Origin of the sequence: Hylemonella gracilis (genome assembly GCF_004328645.1) — a bacterium.
Lineage (GTDB): Bacteria > Pseudomonadota > Gammaproteobacteria > Burkholderiales > Burkholderiaceae_C > Hylemonella > Hylemonella gracilis_B.
This window is the reverse complement of the sequence record NZ_CP031395.1, coordinates 889938-905888: the sequence shown is the minus strand read 5'-3', so window position 1 is coordinate 905888 and position 15951 is coordinate 889938. Positions and strand designations below refer to the sequence as shown.

At 67.3% G+C, this 15951-nt stretch carries 14 protein-coding genes and 1 pseudogene; 5 read left to right on the top strand and 10 right to left on the bottom strand.

Translation table 11 applies throughout. The annotated features are described in order from the left end of the window. Positions 1-35 precede the first annotated feature (35 nt). Positions 36-3064: pseudogene (gene uvrA, locus DW355_RS04370) on the top strand (excinuclease ABC subunit UvrA). After that, entirely contained in the window at positions 3061-4008 is a 948-nt protein-coding gene (locus DW355_RS04365) for a DMT family transporter (protein ID WP_131278121.1), read from the top strand. The pseudogene uvrA and the gene DW355_RS04365 overlap by 4 nt, the downstream one beginning before the upstream one ends. Before the next feature lie 56 nt (positions 4009-4064). Here the strand turns inward: DW355_RS04365 and DW355_RS04360 are convergent, their stop codons facing one another. Beyond that, positions 4065-4703 (bottom strand): NAD(P)H-dependent oxidoreductase, encoded by a 639-nt coding sequence (locus DW355_RS04360; RefSeq protein WP_131278120.1) that lies wholly within the window; start codon positions 4701-4703, stop codon positions 4065-4067. A gap of 113 nt (positions 4704-4816) precedes the next feature. Between DW355_RS04360 and rocF the strand changes: the two genes are divergently transcribed. Together rocF and DW355_RS04350 are read left to right on the top strand one after the other, a co-directional pair. Beyond that, positions 4817-5767 (top strand): arginase, encoded by a 951-nt coding sequence (rocF, locus tag DW355_RS04355; protein ID WP_131278119.1) that lies wholly within the window; start codon positions 4817-4819, stop codon positions 5765-5767. A 152-nt stretch (positions 5768-5919) separates the two neighbouring features. Next, complete coding sequence (locus tag DW355_RS04350) at positions 5920-6360, top strand: acyl-CoA thioesterase (RefSeq protein WP_131278118.1); 441 nt, start codon at positions 5920-5922, stop codon at positions 6358-6360. A gap of 76 nt (positions 6361-6436) precedes the next feature. Here DW355_RS04350 and DW355_RS04345 read toward each other — a convergent pair whose 3' ends face one another. From DW355_RS04345 to tsaB, 9 genes are all read right to left on the bottom strand, one after another. Beyond that, positions 6437-7420 carry a succinylglutamate desuccinylase/aspartoacylase domain-containing protein gene (locus DW355_RS04345; RefSeq protein WP_207388082.1) on the bottom strand — a complete coding sequence of 328 codons (984 nt, stop codon included), beginning with the start codon at positions 7418-7420 and terminating at the stop codon, positions 6437-6439. Further along, entirely contained in the window at positions 7417-8412 is a 996-nt protein-coding gene (locus DW355_RS04340; RefSeq protein WP_131278117.1) for a Bug family tripartite tricarboxylate transporter substrate binding protein, read from the bottom strand. The genes DW355_RS04345 and DW355_RS04340 overlap by 4 nt, the downstream gene beginning before the upstream one ends. Positions 8413-8520: 108 nt before the next feature. Beyond that, a complete protein-coding gene (locus DW355_RS04335; protein ID WP_131278116.1) occupies positions 8521-9411 on the bottom strand; it encodes a LysR substrate-binding domain-containing protein in 891 nt (296 codons plus the stop codon). Positions 9412-9464: 53 nt separating this feature from the next. Then, positions 9465-10289, bottom strand: coding sequence for an orotidine-5'-phosphate decarboxylase (gene pyrF / locus DW355_RS04330; RefSeq protein WP_131278115.1), 825 nt, complete (start codon positions 10287-10289; stop codon positions 9465-9467). Positions 10290-10350: 61 nt separating this feature from the next. After that, positions 10351-11433 carry an aromatic ring-hydroxylating oxygenase subunit alpha gene (locus DW355_RS04325; RefSeq protein WP_131278114.1) on the bottom strand — a complete coding sequence of 361 codons (1083 nt, stop codon included), beginning with the start codon at positions 11431-11433 and terminating at the stop codon, positions 10351-10353. A gap of 191 nt (positions 11434-11624) precedes the next feature. Further along, the gene (locus tag DW355_RS04320) at positions 11625-12116 is read right to left on the bottom strand and encodes a MarR family winged helix-turn-helix transcriptional regulator (protein WP_242671356.1); all 492 of its coding nucleotides are present in this window, start codon (positions 12114-12116) and stop codon (positions 11625-11627) included. Positions 12117-12133: 17 nt separating this feature from the next. After that, a complete protein-coding gene (locus tag DW355_RS04315) occupies positions 12134-12985 on the bottom strand; it encodes a uracil-DNA glycosylase (protein ID WP_131278113.1) in 852 nt (283 codons plus the stop codon). Between the two features lie 10 nt (positions 12986-12995). Next, on the bottom strand, positions 12996-13541 hold the full coding sequence (rimI, locus tag DW355_RS04310) for a ribosomal protein S18-alanine N-acetyltransferase (protein ID WP_131282284.1): 546 nt from the start codon (positions 13539-13541) through the stop codon (positions 12996-12998). 19 nt (positions 13542-13560) lie between these two features. Beyond that, on the bottom strand, positions 13561-14313 hold the full coding sequence (gene tsaB / locus DW355_RS04305) for a tRNA (adenosine(37)-N6)-threonylcarbamoyltransferase complex dimerization subunit type 1 TsaB (RefSeq protein WP_131278112.1): 753 nt from the start codon (positions 14311-14313) through the stop codon (positions 13561-13563). A gap of 75 nt (positions 14314-14388) precedes the next feature. On the opposite strand from tsaB, the gene DW355_RS04300 reads away from it, so the two are divergent. Further along, positions 14389-15912, top strand: coding sequence for a D-alanyl-D-alanine carboxypeptidase/D-alanyl-D-alanine-endopeptidase (locus tag DW355_RS04300; protein ID WP_131278111.1), 1524 nt, complete (start codon positions 14389-14391; stop codon positions 15910-15912). The last annotated feature ends 39 nt before the right edge of the window (positions 15913-15951 follow it).

Below are 15951 nucleotides of genomic sequence, written 5' to 3'. Positions count from 1 at the left end.
CGCCCGGTCCGCCGCGCGAACTGCGCCCACGCCCCATGAACCAGCCTGCCACGCCCGACGAAGGACGTTACCTTGCCAGCGCCTTGCAGCAGCAGGCCATCCACATCCGTGGTGCGCGCACGCACAACCTCAAGAACATCGACCTCGACATACCGCGCAACCAGCTGGTGGTGATCACCGGCCTGTCGGGCTCGGGCAAGTCCAGCCTGGCCTTCGACACCCTGTACGCCGAAGGCCAGCGCCGTTACGTGGAAAGCCTGTCGACCTACGCGCGACAGTTCCTGCAGTTGATGGACAAGCCCGAGGTGGACCTGATCGAGGGCCTGTCGCCGGCCATCGCCATCGAACAAAAGGCCACCAGCCACAACCCGCGCTCCACCGTGGGCACGGTGACGGAAATCCACGATTACCTGCGCCTGCTCTACGCGCGCGCCGGCACGCCGCACTGCCCCGAGCACAACCTGCCGCTGCAGGCCCAGACCGTGAGCCAGATGGTGGACGCGGTGCTGGGGCTGGCGCCCGAGGAGCGCCGGGCCGCCCCAAGCGACGAGCGCCCCCCGGGGGGCAGCGAGGACACGGCAGTGCCGAGCGTGGGGGCGAACAATCCTTACGGATCATGCTGGTCGCCCCGGTGGCGCGGCAGAAAAAGGGCGAGTTCACCGAACTCTTCACCGACATGCAGGCGCGTGGTTATGTGCGTTTTCGCGTCGACGGGCAGGTGCACGACTTCAACGACCTGCCCACGCTCAAGAAAACCGAGAAGCACGACATCGACGTGGTGATCGACCGGCTGCGCGTGCGCATGGCGGCCGAAGGCGATGACGCGGAGCAGGCCCGCGAAGCGGCGGCGCTGCGCCAGCGCCTGGCCGAGAGCTTCGAGGCGGCGCTGAACCTGGCCGAGGGCCGCGCCATCGTCGTGGAGATGGACGGCGCGCTGAAGGAACACCTCTTCAACGCGCGCTACGCCTGCCCACTGTGCAACTACTCCATCGGCGAGCTGGAGCCTCGGCTGTTCTCCTTCAACTCGCCGCAGGGCGCCTGCCCCGAATGCGATGGCATCGGCCAACAGGAATTCTTCGACCCGGCGCGCGTGGTCGCCTTTCCGTCCCTGAGCCTCGCGAGTGGCGCCATCAAGGGCTGGGACCGCCGCAACAGCGTGGCCTTCGCCATGGTGGAAAGCCTGGCCAAGCACTACAAGTTCAACGTCGAGATACCTTTCGAGGAACTGCCGGCGCAGGTCCGGCATGTGCTGCTGCACGGTTCGGGCGAGGAGGAGATCAAGTTCAGCTACACCATGGGCTCCGGCAGCTTCGCGGGCAAGAAGGTCAGCAAGACGCACGCCTTCGAAGGCATCTTGCCGAACATGCTGCGGCGCTGGCGCGAAACCGACTCGGCCCTGGTGCGTGAAGACCTGGGCCGGCTGCGCAGCATGCAGCCCTGCCCCGTCTGCGCGGGCACGCGCCTGCGTACCGAGGCGCGCTTCGTGCGCATCGGCGAGGGCGAGCAGTCGCGCGCCATCTATGAAGTCAGCCGCGCGACGCTGCGCGAGGCCCAGGCCTATTTCGAGACACTGCACATGCAGGGCGCCAAGGCCGAGATCGCCGCCAAGGTGGTGCGCGAGATTCGCCTGCGCCTGCAGTTCCTGAACGACGTGGGCCTGTCCTACCTCAGCCTGGACCGCAGCGCGGACACGCTGTCGGGTGGTGAATCCCAGCGCATCCGGCTGGCCAGCCAGATCGGCAGCGGCCTCACGGGCGTGATGTACGTGCTGGACGAGCCCAGCATCGGCCTGCACCAGCGCGACAACGACCGCCTGATCGCCACGCTGCAGCACCTGCGCAACCTCGGCAATAGCGTGCTGGTGGTCGAGCACGACGAGGACATGATCCGGGCCGCCGACCACGTGATCGACCTGGGCCCAGGCGCGGGCGTGCACGGTGGCCGCATCCTGGCCCAAGGCACGCCGGGCGAGGTGGAGGCCAACCCGGCCTCGCTGACGGGCCAGTACCTCAGCGGCGCGCGCGGCATCGCCGTGCCGACCGAGCGGCACAAGACGACAAAAGACGTGCTGCGCATCGTCAACGCCACGGGAAACAACCTCCGGGGCGTGACGGTGGACATCCCCGTGGGCTTGTTGACCTGCGTGACCGGCGTCAGCGGCTCAGGCAAGAGCACCCTGGTCAACGACACGCTCTACACGGCGGCGGCCAAGCAGATCCACCGCGCCCACGACGAGCCGGCGACACATGAGACCATCGAAGGCCTGGATGGCTTCGACAAAGTCATCAACGTCGACCAGTCACCCATCGGCCGCACGCCACGCAGCAACCCGGCCACCTACACCGGCCTGTTCACCGCCATCCGCGATCTGATGGCCGAAACGCCGACCGCGCGCGAGCGCGGTTACGGACCGGGCCGTTTCTCCTTCAACGTCGCCGGCGGCCGTTGCGAGGCCTGCCAGGGTGACGGCGTGGTGAAGGTGGAGATGCACTTCCTGCCCGATGTCTACGTGCCCTGCGACGTCTGCCACGGCCAGCGCTACAACCGCGAAACCCTGGAAGTGCAGTGGAAGGGCCTGAACATCGCGCAGATCCTGGACATGACGGTCGAGCAGGCTCACGCCTTCTTCAAGGACGTGCCCGCGATTGCCCGCAAGCTGCAGACCTTGCTGGATGTGGGCCTTTCTTACATCCAGCTCGGCCAGAGCGCCACCACGCTGTCCGGCGGCGAGGCGCAACGCGTCAAGCTCGCGCTGGAACTCAGCAAGCGCGACACCGGCCGCACGCTCTACATCCTGGACGAACCGACCACCGGCCTGCACTTCGCCGACATCGAACTGCTGCTCAAGGTACTGCACCAGCTGCGCGACGCGGGCAACACCATCGTCATCATCGAACACAACCTCGACGTCATCAAGACGGCGGACTGGCTGATCGACATGGGGCCGGAAGGTGGTTCGGGTGGCGGGATGGTGGTGGGGGCAGGAACGCCGGAAGAATTGGCCACGAATCTGGCCAGCCACACAGGGCGCTACCTGCGGCGCCTGCTCGAAAAACAAGCATGACTCCATCCAGCTCTCACGCCTCCTTCTTCACCGACCGCAAGATCGTCTTCCTGCTCGCCACCCTGTGCTGCCTGCTCTGGGGCAGCGCCTACCCAGCCATCAAGAACGGCTACGCGCTGTTCCAGATCGCGCCCGATGACATTCCGTCCAAGCTGGTGTTCGCGGGCTGGCGCTTTGTCTTCGCTGGCCTTGTACTGCTCTTGGTGGCGGCGGCCACGCGCAAGCCGGTGTTCGCGCTCGACCGACGCGGCGTGGGCCAGGTAACCTTGGTAGGCCTGGCTCAGACGACGGCGCAGTATGTGTTCTTCTACATCGGCGTGGCCTATGCCACGGGTGTGAAGAGCTCCATCATGAACGCCACCGGGACGTTCTTCAGCGTGCTGCTCGCCCACTTCATCTACCGCAACGACCGCCTGAGCGGCAACAAGGCCCTGGGCTGTCTGGTGGGTTTCCTGGGCGTGATGGTCGTGAACTTCCACAACAGCCTGCTGAGCCCGGACTTCACCCTGCTCGGCGAAGGCTTCGTGGTGATTGCGGCCTTCGTGCTCTCGGCCGCCAGCATCTACGGCAAAAAGGTGTCGCAACGCATCGACTCGGTGGTGCTCACGGGCTGGCAACTGGGCATCGGCGGCGTGGGCCTGCTGGCGCTGGGCTTTGCCTTCGGCGGACACCTGAACCTGCCCAGTGCAGCCGCGCTCGGCATCCTGGCCTACCTCGTGGCGCTGTCGGCGGTGGCCTTCTCGCTCTGGACCATCCTGCTCAAGCACAACCGGGTGAGCATGATCACGGTCTTCAACTTCATGATCCCGATCTTCGGCACGGTGCTCTCGGCGCTCTTTCTCGATGAGCGCTTCCTGGAATGGAAGAACGGCCTGGCCTTGCTGTTGGTCTGCGTGGGCATCTGGCTGGTCACCAAGGAAGAAAAAACGCCCGGCCGCGCGTGACGGTCGGGCGTTTGAGGTCAACGCGGCGTCGCTGAAAGCGAGTCGCCGACGGCGGCTCAGCGGACTTCGGTCACGAAGTCCTCGCGGCCGCGGCGCACCTTCTTCTGGTTCACCAGCCAATCGCCTTCATCGGCGCGGTAGCCCAGGGGCATGATCACCACGCTGCGCAGGCCGCGCGCTTTGAGGCCCAGGACCTCGTCCAGGGCCGCCGGGTCGAATCCTTCCATGGGCGTGCTGTCGACCTTTTCCGCTGCCGCGGCGATCAGCGCCGTGCCCACGCCGATGTAGGCCTGGCGCGCCGCGTGCGCGTAATTTTCCTCGGCGGGACGGTTGGTGTACGCGCCCAAGAGCTTCTGGCGGTAGGCCTCGAAACCTTCATTGGTAACGCCGCGTTCGGCATTGACCAGGTCAAACATCTTGTTGATGCGCTCGGCCGTGTAGTTGTCCCACGCAGCGAACACCAGCAGGTGCGAGCCATCGGTGACCTGCGCCTGGTTCCAGGCAATGGCCTGGATCTTTTCGCGCACGGCCTTGTTCGTCACGACGATGACTTCATACGGCTGGAGGCCACTGGAGGTGGCCGTCAGGCGCACCGCCTCGAGGATGCGGTCCACCTTGTCCTGGGGCACCGCCTTGGCGGGGTTCATTTTCTTGGTGGCGTAGCGCCACTGCAGTTGCTCGATCAGTTCAGACATGAGGGGGATACGGAATAAGTTGGCGGTCCATCTAATTGGACCCGGCCCTGGCTTTTGCAAGCCCATTTTCCTGACGCCTGTGTAAAGTTGGCGCCCCGCGATAATCCCGCCCCATGTCTGCATCCTTTTCCCACGCCAACCCGGCCGCGCGCGCCGTGCGCTTGATCGGCGCGCCCACCGACATCGGCGCGGGCGCGCGTGGTGCCTCCATGGGCCCCGAAGCCCTGCGGGTGGCGGGCATCGCCGAGATGTTCGCGCGGCGCGGCCTGGCCGTGCGCGACTCGGGCAATCTGCACGGACCGAACAACCCCTGTCTGCCACCGCAGGCTGGCTACCGCCATCTGGACGAAGTGGTCGCCTGGAACCAGGCCGTGCACGACGCCGTCCTCACCGCGCTGAGCGAGGGCGAGCTGCCAGTGCTGCTGGGCGGTGACCACAGCCTGGGCATCGGCTCCATCAGCGCGGTGGCACGCCACTGCAAGGCCACGGGCCGCCAGCTGCGTGTGCTTTGGCTGGACGCGCACGCCGACTTCAACACCCACGACATCACGCCCTCGGGCAACCTGCACGGCATGCCCGTGGCCTGCCTGTGCGGCGATGGCCCGCGGGCCCTGGTGTCCATGGCGGGCCACGTGCCCGCGATCGCCCCGTCCAGCCTGCGGCAGATCGGCATCCGCAGCGTGGACGAGGGCGAACGCCATCGCGTGCGCGAGGCCGGGCTGGAGGTCTATGACATGCGCTACATCGACGAAGTGGGCATGCGGGCGGCGATGGACAAGGCGCTGGCCGGACTGAACGACAACACGCACCTGCACGTGAGCTTTGACGTGGACTTCCTGGACCCGGACATCGCCCCGGGCGTGGGCACCACGGTGCCCGGCGGGCCCACCTACCGCGAAGCGCAGCTGTGCATGGAGATGATCGCCGACACCGGCCGCGTGGCCTCGCTGGACATCGTGGAACTCAACCCCGCGCTGGACCTGCGCAACCGCACGGCGCAGGTGGCGGTGGAACTGGTGGAAAGCCTGTTCGGCAAATCGACGCTCATGCGGGACCGTGGCTAGCGAGCGCGCATGAGCGCTGGCCCGCTTTTTGCGCAGGCTTGCAGGCTCAGCCCCTTCGATTCCGCTCCGCTCCGATCTCGCTGCGCCCGACCCCGGCCCCATACACGACACCGCGCCCCGTCCTACTCCCGACCTCTCTTGCAAGGAAACCCATGTCCTCCATCACGCTCCGCTTTCTCGCCGAACCCAGCACCGTCAACTACGGCGGCAAGGTGCACGGCGGCACCGTCATGAAATGGATCGATGAGGCCGGCTACGCCTGCGCCACCAGCTGGGCCAAGCGTTATTGCGTCACGGTCTACGTGGGTGGCATCCGTTTTCACCGCCCCATCATGATCGGTGACCTGGTGGAGGTGGAAGCGAAGCTGGCCTACACCGGCAGCACCAGCATGAACATCTCGGTCGAAGTGCGCAGCGGCGACATGAAAGGCGGAAACCTGGAGACCACGACCGAGTGCCTGATCGTCTTCGTCTCGGTGGATTCGCACGGCAAGCCCATGCCGGTCAATCCTTGGACCCCCGAAACGCCCGAAGCCGTCGCACTGGCCAAGCGCGCCAAGGCCCAGCTGGACGCGTCGCGTTCGGCAGGCTGACACGGCAAGTTTGCGATGGCCTCAATCGGGATGCCATCGCCAGCGGTCATGCCCCGCGCCCGCGCCTTGAATGCATTCAGAGCACGCGGCGGCGCGCGAAACGCACCACCGTGACTCCGGCACGCGCCTGGCGCGTGGAGGGCATGACCAGCACGCAGTCATCGTAGGGCGTCGTGACCGCAATCCCGTCGTTCCAGCCTATGACTGTTCCCGCGTCGGCGATCACCTCCAAGCCGGTGTAGGGCGCGGCAAACCGGAAGTTCGCACTGGTGGCGACCACCGGCCCGGTGACTTCCAGCACCCATTGACGCGGTGCGTCGGGCTGGAGCCAGCCGGGCAGCAGGCGCGCGGCCGTGGCCATGTCCAAGGCTCCGGAGGCGACGAGGAACCGACTGCAGATGTCTTCGGCGACCCCCCGGCTGGCTGGATCCCCATGAAACCCACATTCGACCAGCAACGAATGCGTGCCGTTGTCGCCGAGTTCTCCAAACCGGCCGTAGTCGCGCATGCGCACGCCGTCCTGATGGCCGGCATCGACCACCACATGCTCGGGCGTGCGCAGCGTGCGCGCCAGGGCGAGGTTGCGCAACTGGATACCGGTGAGCAGCAAGGGTGCCGAAGGTTCGTGCATGGAGTGCAGATCGAGCAGCCAGTCTGCGGCGGCCACAAAGGGACGCAAGGCGGCAGCGCGGCGCCGCTCCAAGGTGCCGCCTTCGTCCATGCGCGCGTCAAGCCACTGGCGATTCAGGTCTTCCTCCACCAGGCGCGAGGCATCGTGATGCGCCGGGTCAAAGCGATCGAAGGCTTCGAGGTTGCAGAAGGCCAGCGTGAGGCGGCCCTGACGCGGGCGCACGCCCGCCTCCAGCAGACCGAGCAGCGCCCAGGCGCCGCACAGCTCATTGCCATGGACCAGGGCGCTGATCATCACGTGCCGTCCCGGTTGACCGGAATCAAATTGCCAGACCCCGGGCGTGCCGGTGTTGCCAGCACGCCAGGTGCTCAAGTCCGGGAGGGCCAACGCGAACCGCGCGGGCATTTGAAGCGTGGGGGCGATGCTCATTCTTCGATCTTGGCGAATTCGACGATGCGTTTGTACTTGGCGATTTCGGCGGCCCAGTACGCGTCGATGTTCACGTTGGTGGTCGCCACGGTGGAGCCGGTGGCCACCATCTTCTCGCGGAACTCGGGCGATTGCAGGCAGTCGTTCAGGGCTTTCTTGAGCTTGTTGTACACCGGCTTGGGCAGATGGGCGGGGGCCATCAGGGCGAACCACACGCCGATGTCCACGTTCTTGTACTGGGGCGATTCCGCCAGCGCCGGAATGTCGGGCGCGGCCGCCGAGCGCCGGGCTTCGGTGGTGCCCAGGGCAATCACCTTGCCGCTGCGGATATGCGGCAGGCCGCTGGACAGCACGAACACCCCGAATTCCAGGTTGTTGCCCATGAGGTCGGTGGTCAGCGGCGCCACGCCACGGTAGGGAATGTGCGTCATCGACAGATTGCCCTGCTCCTTGACCATCTCACCGGCCAGGTGCAGCGAGGTGCCCACGCCGGAACTGCCGTAGCTGAACTTGCCGGGGTTCTCGCTCACTTTGCGGGTGAACTCGGTCACATTCTTCACACCGGCGCCGGTGGACGCCACAAGCACCAGCGGCTGCGAGGCGATCAGGCCGATGGCCGTGAAATCCTTGACGTCGTAGCGGACCGACTTGGTCACGAGCTTGTTGATCGCCAACTCATTGCTGGCGCCCACCAACAGGGTGTAACCGTCAGGCGCGGCATTCGCCACCTTCTGCGCGCCGATGGCGCCCCCGGCACCGCCCAGGTTTTCAATCACCACCGGCACGCCAAGCTTGCTGCTCAGTTCGGTGGCCACGGTGCGCGCGGTCAGGTCGGTGCTGCCGCCAGGGGGGTAGCCCACCACGATGGTGATCGGTTTACTGGGATAAGCCTCCTGGGCTTGGGCGGTTCGGCTCCCCAGCAGCGCGAGGCCACACAAGGTGGCGCCCAGGGGCACCAGGGAAAGGAGGGAGAGGCGGCGGAGGGTCGTCATGGCGGCGGTTCCTGTGATGGGATTGCGCGAATTCTGCAAAGCCAGCCCCGCCTTGTTGGTGCCGTAACGGCACCAGATCGTGCTTTATCGATGCCTGCAAAAGGTCTGTCAGCGTTTTGCGAAAGCCGCCCAGACCTGCTCGGCCAGGGGCCCGAGCCGCCGCTTGGGACGGTACAGGCGCACATCAAAACGCACCTCCATGCGCCGGTCCCCCGCCATGGTCAACTGCCCGCTCTTGCAATCCGCGTGCACCATGGACCAGGGCAGCCAAGCCACGCCCAAGCCCTTGAGTACGTATTCATAAAGCGCATCGGCCGAATCGCACTCCACGTGCCGCTGCAAGACTGGCGCCTGCGGGTGCTGAGACAGGTGGTCTTCCACCAGGCGCCCCAGCGCCAAGCCATGCGCGTAGGCCAGGTAAGGCACGGGGCGCGGACCGAAGCCGTGCAGCGCGCCGCCTTGCGCGTCGACCCGCGACACCGGCACCAACTTGTCGGAGGCCAGCGTCAGGTGGGTGAACTGGCGGGCGTCCAGGCGCAAGGCCAGGGCCGGGTGGTGGTAGAGCAGCGAAAAATCAGCCGCGTGCTGCTCCAGCAACAACACCGTGTCGGCCAGCGAGCGCGTGAGGACCCGAACCTCCGCATCGCGCAGCACCGGGCGCAGGCGCACCAGCCAGTCGGCCACGAGGGTACGCGCCAGGGTACGGCCGGTCGCCAGCGTCACCGTGCGGGCTTGCCGGCCGACCACGCTGCGCAATTCCTCGCGCGACGCGTCCAGCCCCAACAGCATCTGCTGCGCGGTGTCCAGGAAGCGCTCACCCGCGGTCGTCAGCTTGAACGGTCCCGCGCCGCGCTCCACCAGGGGTGCACCAGCCCAGACCTCCAGCGCGCGGATGCGCCGGCCGAAGGCGGGATGGGTCACGTGGCGCAACTCGGCCGCGCGGGTGTAGCTTCGCGCCTGCGCGAGCGTGACGAAATCTTCAAGCCATTTGAGTTGCATGGCCGATACCGCACGGAAGTCCAGTCATCGTGGGACCCAGCGGCCAGCGAGGCTCAGCCGCGCGCGGCCTGCAGCAGATCGCGGGTCTTGGTCGCTTCGCGTCGAGCGGCCTGGGCGTAGTCCGCGCCGCTGGAGGCATAGAGGATGGCGCGGGAGGAGTTCACGGCGATCAGCCCGTCTTTGGTCCAGCCGGCCTTGACCGTGGCCACCGCATCACCGCCCTGCGCGCCCACGCCGGGGATCAGCAGGGGCAGGGTGGGCGCGAGCTGGCGCACACGGGCAATTTCTTCCGGGTAGGTCGCACCCACCACCAGGCCGAGCTGGCCATTCAGGTTCCACGGTCCTTGCGCCAGGGTCGCCACATGCTCGTACAGACGCGGCTGGCCCGGCAGGTCGGCCAGGCGCTGGTTCTGCAGATCGTCGCCCCCGGGGTTGGAGGTGCGACAGAGCAGGAAGGCGCCCTTGCCTTCGTACTTCAGGTAGGGCTGCACCGAATCCCAGCCCATGAAGGGCGAGAGGGTCACGGCATCGGCGTCGTAACGTTCGAAAGCTTCGCGGGCGTACTGTTCGGCTGTGGCACCGATGTCGCCGCGCTTGGCGTCGAGGATCACGGGCACCTGGGGCGCGTTGGCCCGCAGATGGGCCATGAGCTTTTCAAGCTGGTCCTCGGCGCGGTGCGCGGCGAAGTAGGCGATCTGCGGCTTGAAGGCGATGGCCAGGTCGGCCGTGGCATCGACGATGGCGGCGCAGAAATCGTAGATCTTGCGAGGGTCGCCCTGGTAGGCGCCAGGAAAGCGCGAGGGCTCCGGATCCAGCCCCACGCAGAGCATGGACTGGTTGCGGGCCTCGGCCGCGCGCAGCTTGTCGATGAACGTCATGCGCCAATTGTATGAACCAGGGCGCCCCAGCCCGCCCTCGGTGTCGGCGGGCGCGTGGGGATCAGGCCGCGATCGGCGCGGCGGCCGGCGTGGCCGCGCCCGCGCGCTCGGCCGCGATGAGGCGGTCGATGATCTTGCGCGACTGCACGCCACCGGCGTCGATGTTGAGCATCAGCAATTGACGCTCGGGCCAAGTCAGCAGGTTCTTCTGCTGGCGCTCCAGCATGTCCAGGTCCTCGGCGAAGATCTTGCCCTGGCCCTGGCGGATGGTGTCCGTCAACTCGGTGTCCTGCGGCTTGAACTTGCGCGCCATGCCCCAGAAGTAATGGATGGAGGTTTCGGTCTCGGGCGTGATGAAGTCCACCACCACGCTGTAGGCCTTCTTGTCGTTGGGCGCGTCGTAGCCACCGTGGCCCGGCAGCGCCACACCCACTTCGATCATCACGTGGCTAGGCGGCGAGAAGCGGCAGATCTGCCAGCGGTCCACCAACTGGTCATCGGGCAGGCCGTTGCCGCGCAGGGCCATCTTCCAGAAGGGCGGGGCTTCGATGCCACTCATGAAGCGGCTGGTGACGACGGTGTCGCCCTCGACCGTGGTCTTGCAGGGCGTTTCGTCGATTTCCTTCTGGCCGATGGAGCTGCTGTGCACATAGGTCTCGTGCGTCAGGTCCATCAGGTTGTCGATCATCAAGCGGTAGTCGCAGGCGATGTGGTACAGGCCACCGCCATACGCCCATTCGGGGTTGTCGAAGAACTCCAGCACGGGCAGCTTGGCCTCGTCGGCCAGTGCCGCCTCGCCCGTCCAGACCCAGACGAAGCCATAACGCTCGGTCACGGGGAAGCTCTTGATGGCCGGAAAGCCTCGCACGCGCTGGCCGGGCATGGACACGGTCTTGCCGTCGCAGCCCATGACCAGGCCGTGGTAACCACAGGTCAGCTGGCCCTCGCAGACATAGCCCAGGGACAAGGGCGCGCCGCGGTGCGGGCAGAAATCCTGCACGGCCGCGATCTTGCCGGTCGCGTCGCGGTAGAAGGCAATGCGCTCACCGCAAACCGTGCGGCCCAGTGGCTTGTCAGCGCCGATTTCCTGGCTGGACGCGGCGACATACCAGGTGTTCTTGGGAAAGGTGCTTGCGGTGGACATGGCGTACTCCTAGGCTGAGTCAGACGGGACCGGTCACGTTGGGCAGTTCCACCAGGTGGCGGAACATCATGAATCCGTATACTGAATGACTGGTATTTTAGGACGCTGTCCATCCCCGGACCAGCCTCTGCGGCTTTTTATTCCCTGGTGTTTACCCTGGAGTTCCGGGCGTTCAGATCAACAGTGGGCAATCACTCTTCCGAATCGCGCTGGTCGTGCAAATCGACGAATTTGCACAACAGGCGGATGAATTCGCGCTGCTCGTCCTTGGACAAGGCGCTCATCAGGCTGTCCCAATGTGCCGAGGTGCCCGGCAGCAATTCAGCCAGGACGGTCTCGCCCTCGGGCGTGAGGACCAGGCTGCGCTGGCGGCGCGGCAGCACCTCGCGCGAGATCCAGCCCTTGGTCTCCAGGCGCGCGGCGATGTCGGCGGTGGTGGAGGTGTCCAGCGCCACCTTGTCGGCCAGCGTCACCTGGTCGATGCCCGGCGTTTCCTGCAGGGTGCGCAGGATGGCGTACTGCACCGGCGTGACATGCCGGCCATGCACTTCGTGGAAGCGCGCCACGGCGATCTGCTGGGCGCGGCGGATCAGATGGCCGGGTTCATCGTGGAGGCGCAGCGCGGTGGCCGGCAAGGTGTTCTCGGTGGTCATCGTGTCCCTGTCTTCCGACTTGTCCATCATGTTCGTCATGCGAACTATTATCCGGCGCTGGCGTCTGCCATCAAAGACTGTGCCAAACATAGATCTTCCCAGGCCTTGGCCTTGTCCTGGGGGGTGCGCAGCAGGTAAGCCGGGTGGTAGCTGACGACGACGGGCACGCCTTCGTAGTGGTGCACCTGGCCGCGCAAGCGCCCCAGCGGCAGGGTCGCCACGTCGGGCACGCTGTGCTGCAACAGAGACTGCACGGCGAAGCGCCCCATGGCCAGGATGATGCGCGGCTGCAGCAGCGCGACTTGGCGGCGCAGATAGGGCTCGCACTGCAGCACTTCCTCCGGCGCCGGATTGCGGTTGCCCGGGGGGCGGCACTTCAGCACATTGGCGACGTAGACCGACTGCGCTTCACCATCCGCGGTGCGGGAACGGCCAAGGGACATGAGCATGTTGTCCAGCAGCTTGCCCGCCTGACCGACAAAGGGCTCGCCCTGGAGGTCTTCGTTCTCGCCTGGCGCCTCGCCCACGATCAGCCAGCGCGCCTGCCGATGCCCGACACCGAACACCGTGTTCTTGCGGCTTTTGCACAGGCCACAGGCCTGGCAGCCGGCGACGGCGGCTTCCAGATCGTCCCAATCCATCGCCGCGATGTCGGCGGGCAGGGCACGCGGCAGGGCGACGGGAGAAGCCGAGAAAGCCGCAGCAATTGGCACTGGCGCGCGGACGGGCCGATCAGCCGCCGCGGGTGACGGCGCCACACCCGTGCGCAAGCCCGGGGACGGCTCCTGCGGCATGGACGAAGACACGGCGCGGTCATCCGCCGGCGCGGTGTCCAGGGGCATCCAGACGCGGATTCCCATTTCTTCCAGCATGGCCCGCTGACGTGCATCCAATTCCATGGCCCGCATCCTACAGAGGTACGTGCACGTGATCGCGCAGCACAGACGCCACGGGAGCGAGGGACAGGTTCATCACCACCGCGTCCTCGCGGCGACCATGGCCGTCCGGGTAATAGTCCTTGCGCAGGCCCACCCGCCGGTAACCCTGCGCCTCGTAGACATGGATCGCGCGCCGGTTGCCCGCACGCACCTCCAGCCAGAGCAGTTCCAGGGGCGGCTGCGCGGGCACCCCGCGCGCCCAGAGTGCCAGGGCATCAAGCATCAAGCGGGCCCAGCCTTGTCCCTGGTGTTCTGGCGCGACGGTGATGTTGAGCAGGTGCGCCTCGGCTACACCCTGCATGACGATGTAATACCCCAGCACAGTCTCCGCACTCGCCTCACCCGCGACCAACACGCGCATGTGGTAGCCCGCGCGCAGGCCGTCCAGGAAGTTGCCGCGCGTCCAGGCATGTGAATAGGCGCGCTGCTCGATGTGCAGCACGGCGTCCAGACGCATCGCATCCAGCGGCTCCAGGCGGACCTCGGGTGGCGGACCGGGCGGTCGAGGCGAGGACATGGCGCGCATGCGTGGGCTCTCAGGTCGCCGCTGGATCTGGCCCCGACGCCTGAACCACGGGGGCCGTGGACAGCTGAAGCGCCTGGCGCTCCTGCAGGCGCTCCGCGGTGGTTTTCGCCACCTTGTCGCGCACGTACTGCGGCAAGGCCTCTTCAGCCCGCACGGCGCCTCCGTGGGCCAGCAGGGCGGGTGCGAGGCGTAGCATCGCCGTGGCCAGTGGCAGGACCGACCAGCGCGGCAGGGCCGCTGGCCAGCGCAAACGCTCACCATACGCGGCAAACACATTGCCGGCCAGTGCGTCGCCCTCCCAGGCCGGCAATACTTCGGGCGCATGCAGGCCGAAGGCCGCCTGCTGCTGCCACCGACCGTCTGTGTACAGATAAGGCGCGGCATACAGTTCGTCCATGCGGGCATCCAGCAAGGTCAGCACGCGCAGGGTCTGGGCCTGCGGCGCGTGCCGCGCCCTGGCCTCTTCCGCCACCGTCAACAGACTGTCGACCGGCAGCACGGGCACCCCCGCGCCATAGGCCAGTCCTTGGGCCACGGCGCACGCCGTGCGCAGGCCGGTGAAAGCGCCCGGGCCGCTGCCGAAGGCGATCGCGTCCAACTGTGCATAACGCAAGTCAGCCTCGGCCATCAGCCTTTCGATCACCGGGATCAGGGCCGCCGAAGCCTGCGCCGCGCCCGCGCCCTGGTGTTGCCAGACCTGGCCATCGCGCACGAGGGCCACGGAAAGCTGGTCGGTGGTGGTGTCAAGCGCGAGGAGGTTCATGCAGGCGGCAGTTCTTCGGGGCACCGATTATCGGCGCAGGCCCGGACGGTCGCGCCTTGCCCTAAACTTTCCCGCATGCTTCGTCTCCCCCGCTCCTTCGCGCTGCTGGCCCTGGCCCTGAGCGCCACTGCTGTGCACGGCATCGCCGCCGCCGATTTGCCGCCCCCCGTCGCCCAGGCACTGGCGCGGGCCAACATTCCCGCCAACGCCCTGGGCATCGTGGTCGAGGAAGCCGGCGGCACGCCACGCGGCAAGTCGCTGCTGCGCCACCGCGCCGAAGCGCCCATGAACCCGGCCAGCGTGATGAAGCTGGTCACCACCACTGCGGCGCTGGAGCTGCTGGGGCCGAACTGGAAATGGCGCACACCGGTCTACCTCGATGGCGTCATCCGCGACGGCACGCTGAATGGCGATCTCTACATCGAAGGTCGGGGCGACCCCAAGCTCGTGGCCGAACGCCTCTGGCTGCTGCTGCGCCGGGTGCAGGGCCTGGGCATCTCGACCATCAGCGGTGACATCGTGCTCGACGATCGCCTGTTCGAGGCTGTGCCGCACGACCCGGGCGAGTTCGACGGCGAGCCCCTGCGCCCCTACAACGCGGCGCCGAACGCGTTGCTGCTGAACTTCAAGTCCGTGCTCATGACCTTCACGCCCGACCGCGCCGCGGGCGTGGCGCGCCTGCATGTGGAGCCGCCGCTGGCCGGCGTGGCCTGGCCCGCCACCCTCCCGCTGTCGCAGGAACGCTGCGGAGACTGGCGCGGAGGCCTGTTGGCCAATTTCGCCCAGCCCGGTTTCGGGCGCGCGGAAGGCTCGGCCCCGGTCCAGCCCCGCTTCACGGGCCGTTACCCGGCTGCCTGCGACGAGAAGGTCTGGCCCCTGGCCTGGCCTGACCCGGAGGGCTACAACGCCCGGGCCATCGCGGGCATGTGGCAGGCCATTGGCGGCACGCTGCGCGGCCAGGTCCGCGCGGGCCGTGTGCCCGATGCGCTGCGCGACACCAACCCGGGCCGGGGCCCGGTCTTCGCCCTCGAATCCCCGCCGCTGGCCGAGGTGGTGCGCGACATCAACAAATACAGCAACAACGTGATGACGCAGCAGCTCTTCCTCACGCTGAGCCTGGAGCAGGCCGGTGTCCCCCCCGAAGCCGGCGCACCGAATGCGCCGCCCGTGCAAGGCACCCTGGCCGCCTCCCGCGCACTGCTGCAGGACTGGTGGCGCGACCGCCTGACCGTGAAGGGCCAGGTGGACGAAGGCGCGCCCCGGATCAGCAATGGCTCCGGCCTGTCGCGCGAGGACCGCGTCAGCCCCGCCGCGCTGGCGCGTCTGCTGCAGTACGCCTGGGACGGCCCCCTGATGCCGGAGCTGCTGACCTCCCTGCCTATCAGTGGCCAGGACGGCACACTGCGGCCCGAACGCTGGCGGGCACGGGGCTCGGCCCACCTCAAGACTGGCAGCCTGCGTGATGTGAACTCGCTCGCGGGCGTGGTGGACGCGCAGAGCGGACGGCGCTATGTGCTGGTCGCCCTCGTGAACCACCCGAACGCCGCCGCGGCGCGACCGGCCCTGGAAGCCCTGGTGGACTGGGTGGCGCGGCACTGAAGGCCACACGCGACCCAGCATTGCGCCGGGCCCGGCCCC

What these genes read in the sequence shown, in the direction of transcription:
- DW355_RS04325 (WP_131278114.1), bottom strand. Translation starts at nt 11,433, where the DNA reads ATGTCCACCGCAAGCACCTTTCCCAAGAACACCTGGTATGTCGCCGCG.
- DW355_RS04335 (WP_131278116.1), bottom strand. Translation starts at nt 9,411, where the DNA reads ATGCAACTCAAATGGCTTGAAGATTTCGTCACGCTCGCGCAGGCGCGA.
- DW355_RS04350 (WP_131278118.1), top strand. Translation starts at nt 5,920, where the DNA reads ATGTCCTCCATCACGCTCCGCTTTCTCGCCGAACCCAGCACCGTCAAC.
- DW355_RS04320 (WP_242671356.1), bottom strand. Translation starts at nt 12,116, where the DNA reads ATGATGGACAAGTCGGAAGACAGGGACACGATGACCACCGAGAACACC.
- DW355_RS04315 (WP_131278113.1), bottom strand. Translation starts at nt 12,985, where the DNA reads ATGGAATTGGATGCACGTCAGCGGGCCATGCTGGAAGAAATGGGAATC.
- DW355_RS04360 (WP_131278120.1), bottom strand. Translation starts at nt 4,703, where the DNA reads ATGTCTGAACTGATCGAGCAACTGCAGTGGCGCTACGCCACCAAGAAA.
- tsaB (WP_131278112.1), bottom strand. Translation starts at nt 14,313, where the DNA reads ATGAACCTCCTCGCGCTTGACACCACCACCGACCAGCTTTCCGTGGCC.
- DW355_RS04345 (WP_207388082.1), bottom strand. Translation starts at nt 7,420, where the DNA reads ATGAGCATCGCCCCCACGCTTCAAATGCCCGCGCGGTTCGCGTTGGCC.
- DW355_RS04300 (WP_131278111.1), top strand. Translation starts at nt 14,389, where the DNA reads ATGCTTCGTCTCCCCCGCTCCTTCGCGCTGCTGGCCCTGGCCCTGAGC.
- rimI (WP_131282284.1), bottom strand. Translation starts at nt 13,541, where the DNA reads ATGTCCTCGCCTCGACCGCCCGGTCCGCCACCCGAGGTCCGCCTGGAG.
- DW355_RS04365 (WP_131278121.1), top strand. Translation starts at nt 3,061, where the DNA reads ATGACTCCATCCAGCTCTCACGCCTCCTTCTTCACCGACCGCAAGATC.
- pyrF (WP_131278115.1), bottom strand. Translation starts at nt 10,289, where the DNA reads ATGACGTTCATCGACAAGCTGCGCGCGGCCGAGGCCCGCAACCAGTCC.
- DW355_RS04340 (WP_131278117.1), bottom strand. Translation starts at nt 8,412, where the DNA reads ATGACGACCCTCCGCCGCCTCTCCCTCCTTTCCCTGGTGCCCCTGGGC.
- rocF (WP_131278119.1), top strand. Translation starts at nt 4,817, where the DNA reads ATGTCTGCATCCTTTTCCCACGCCAACCCGGCCGCGCGCGCCGTGCGC.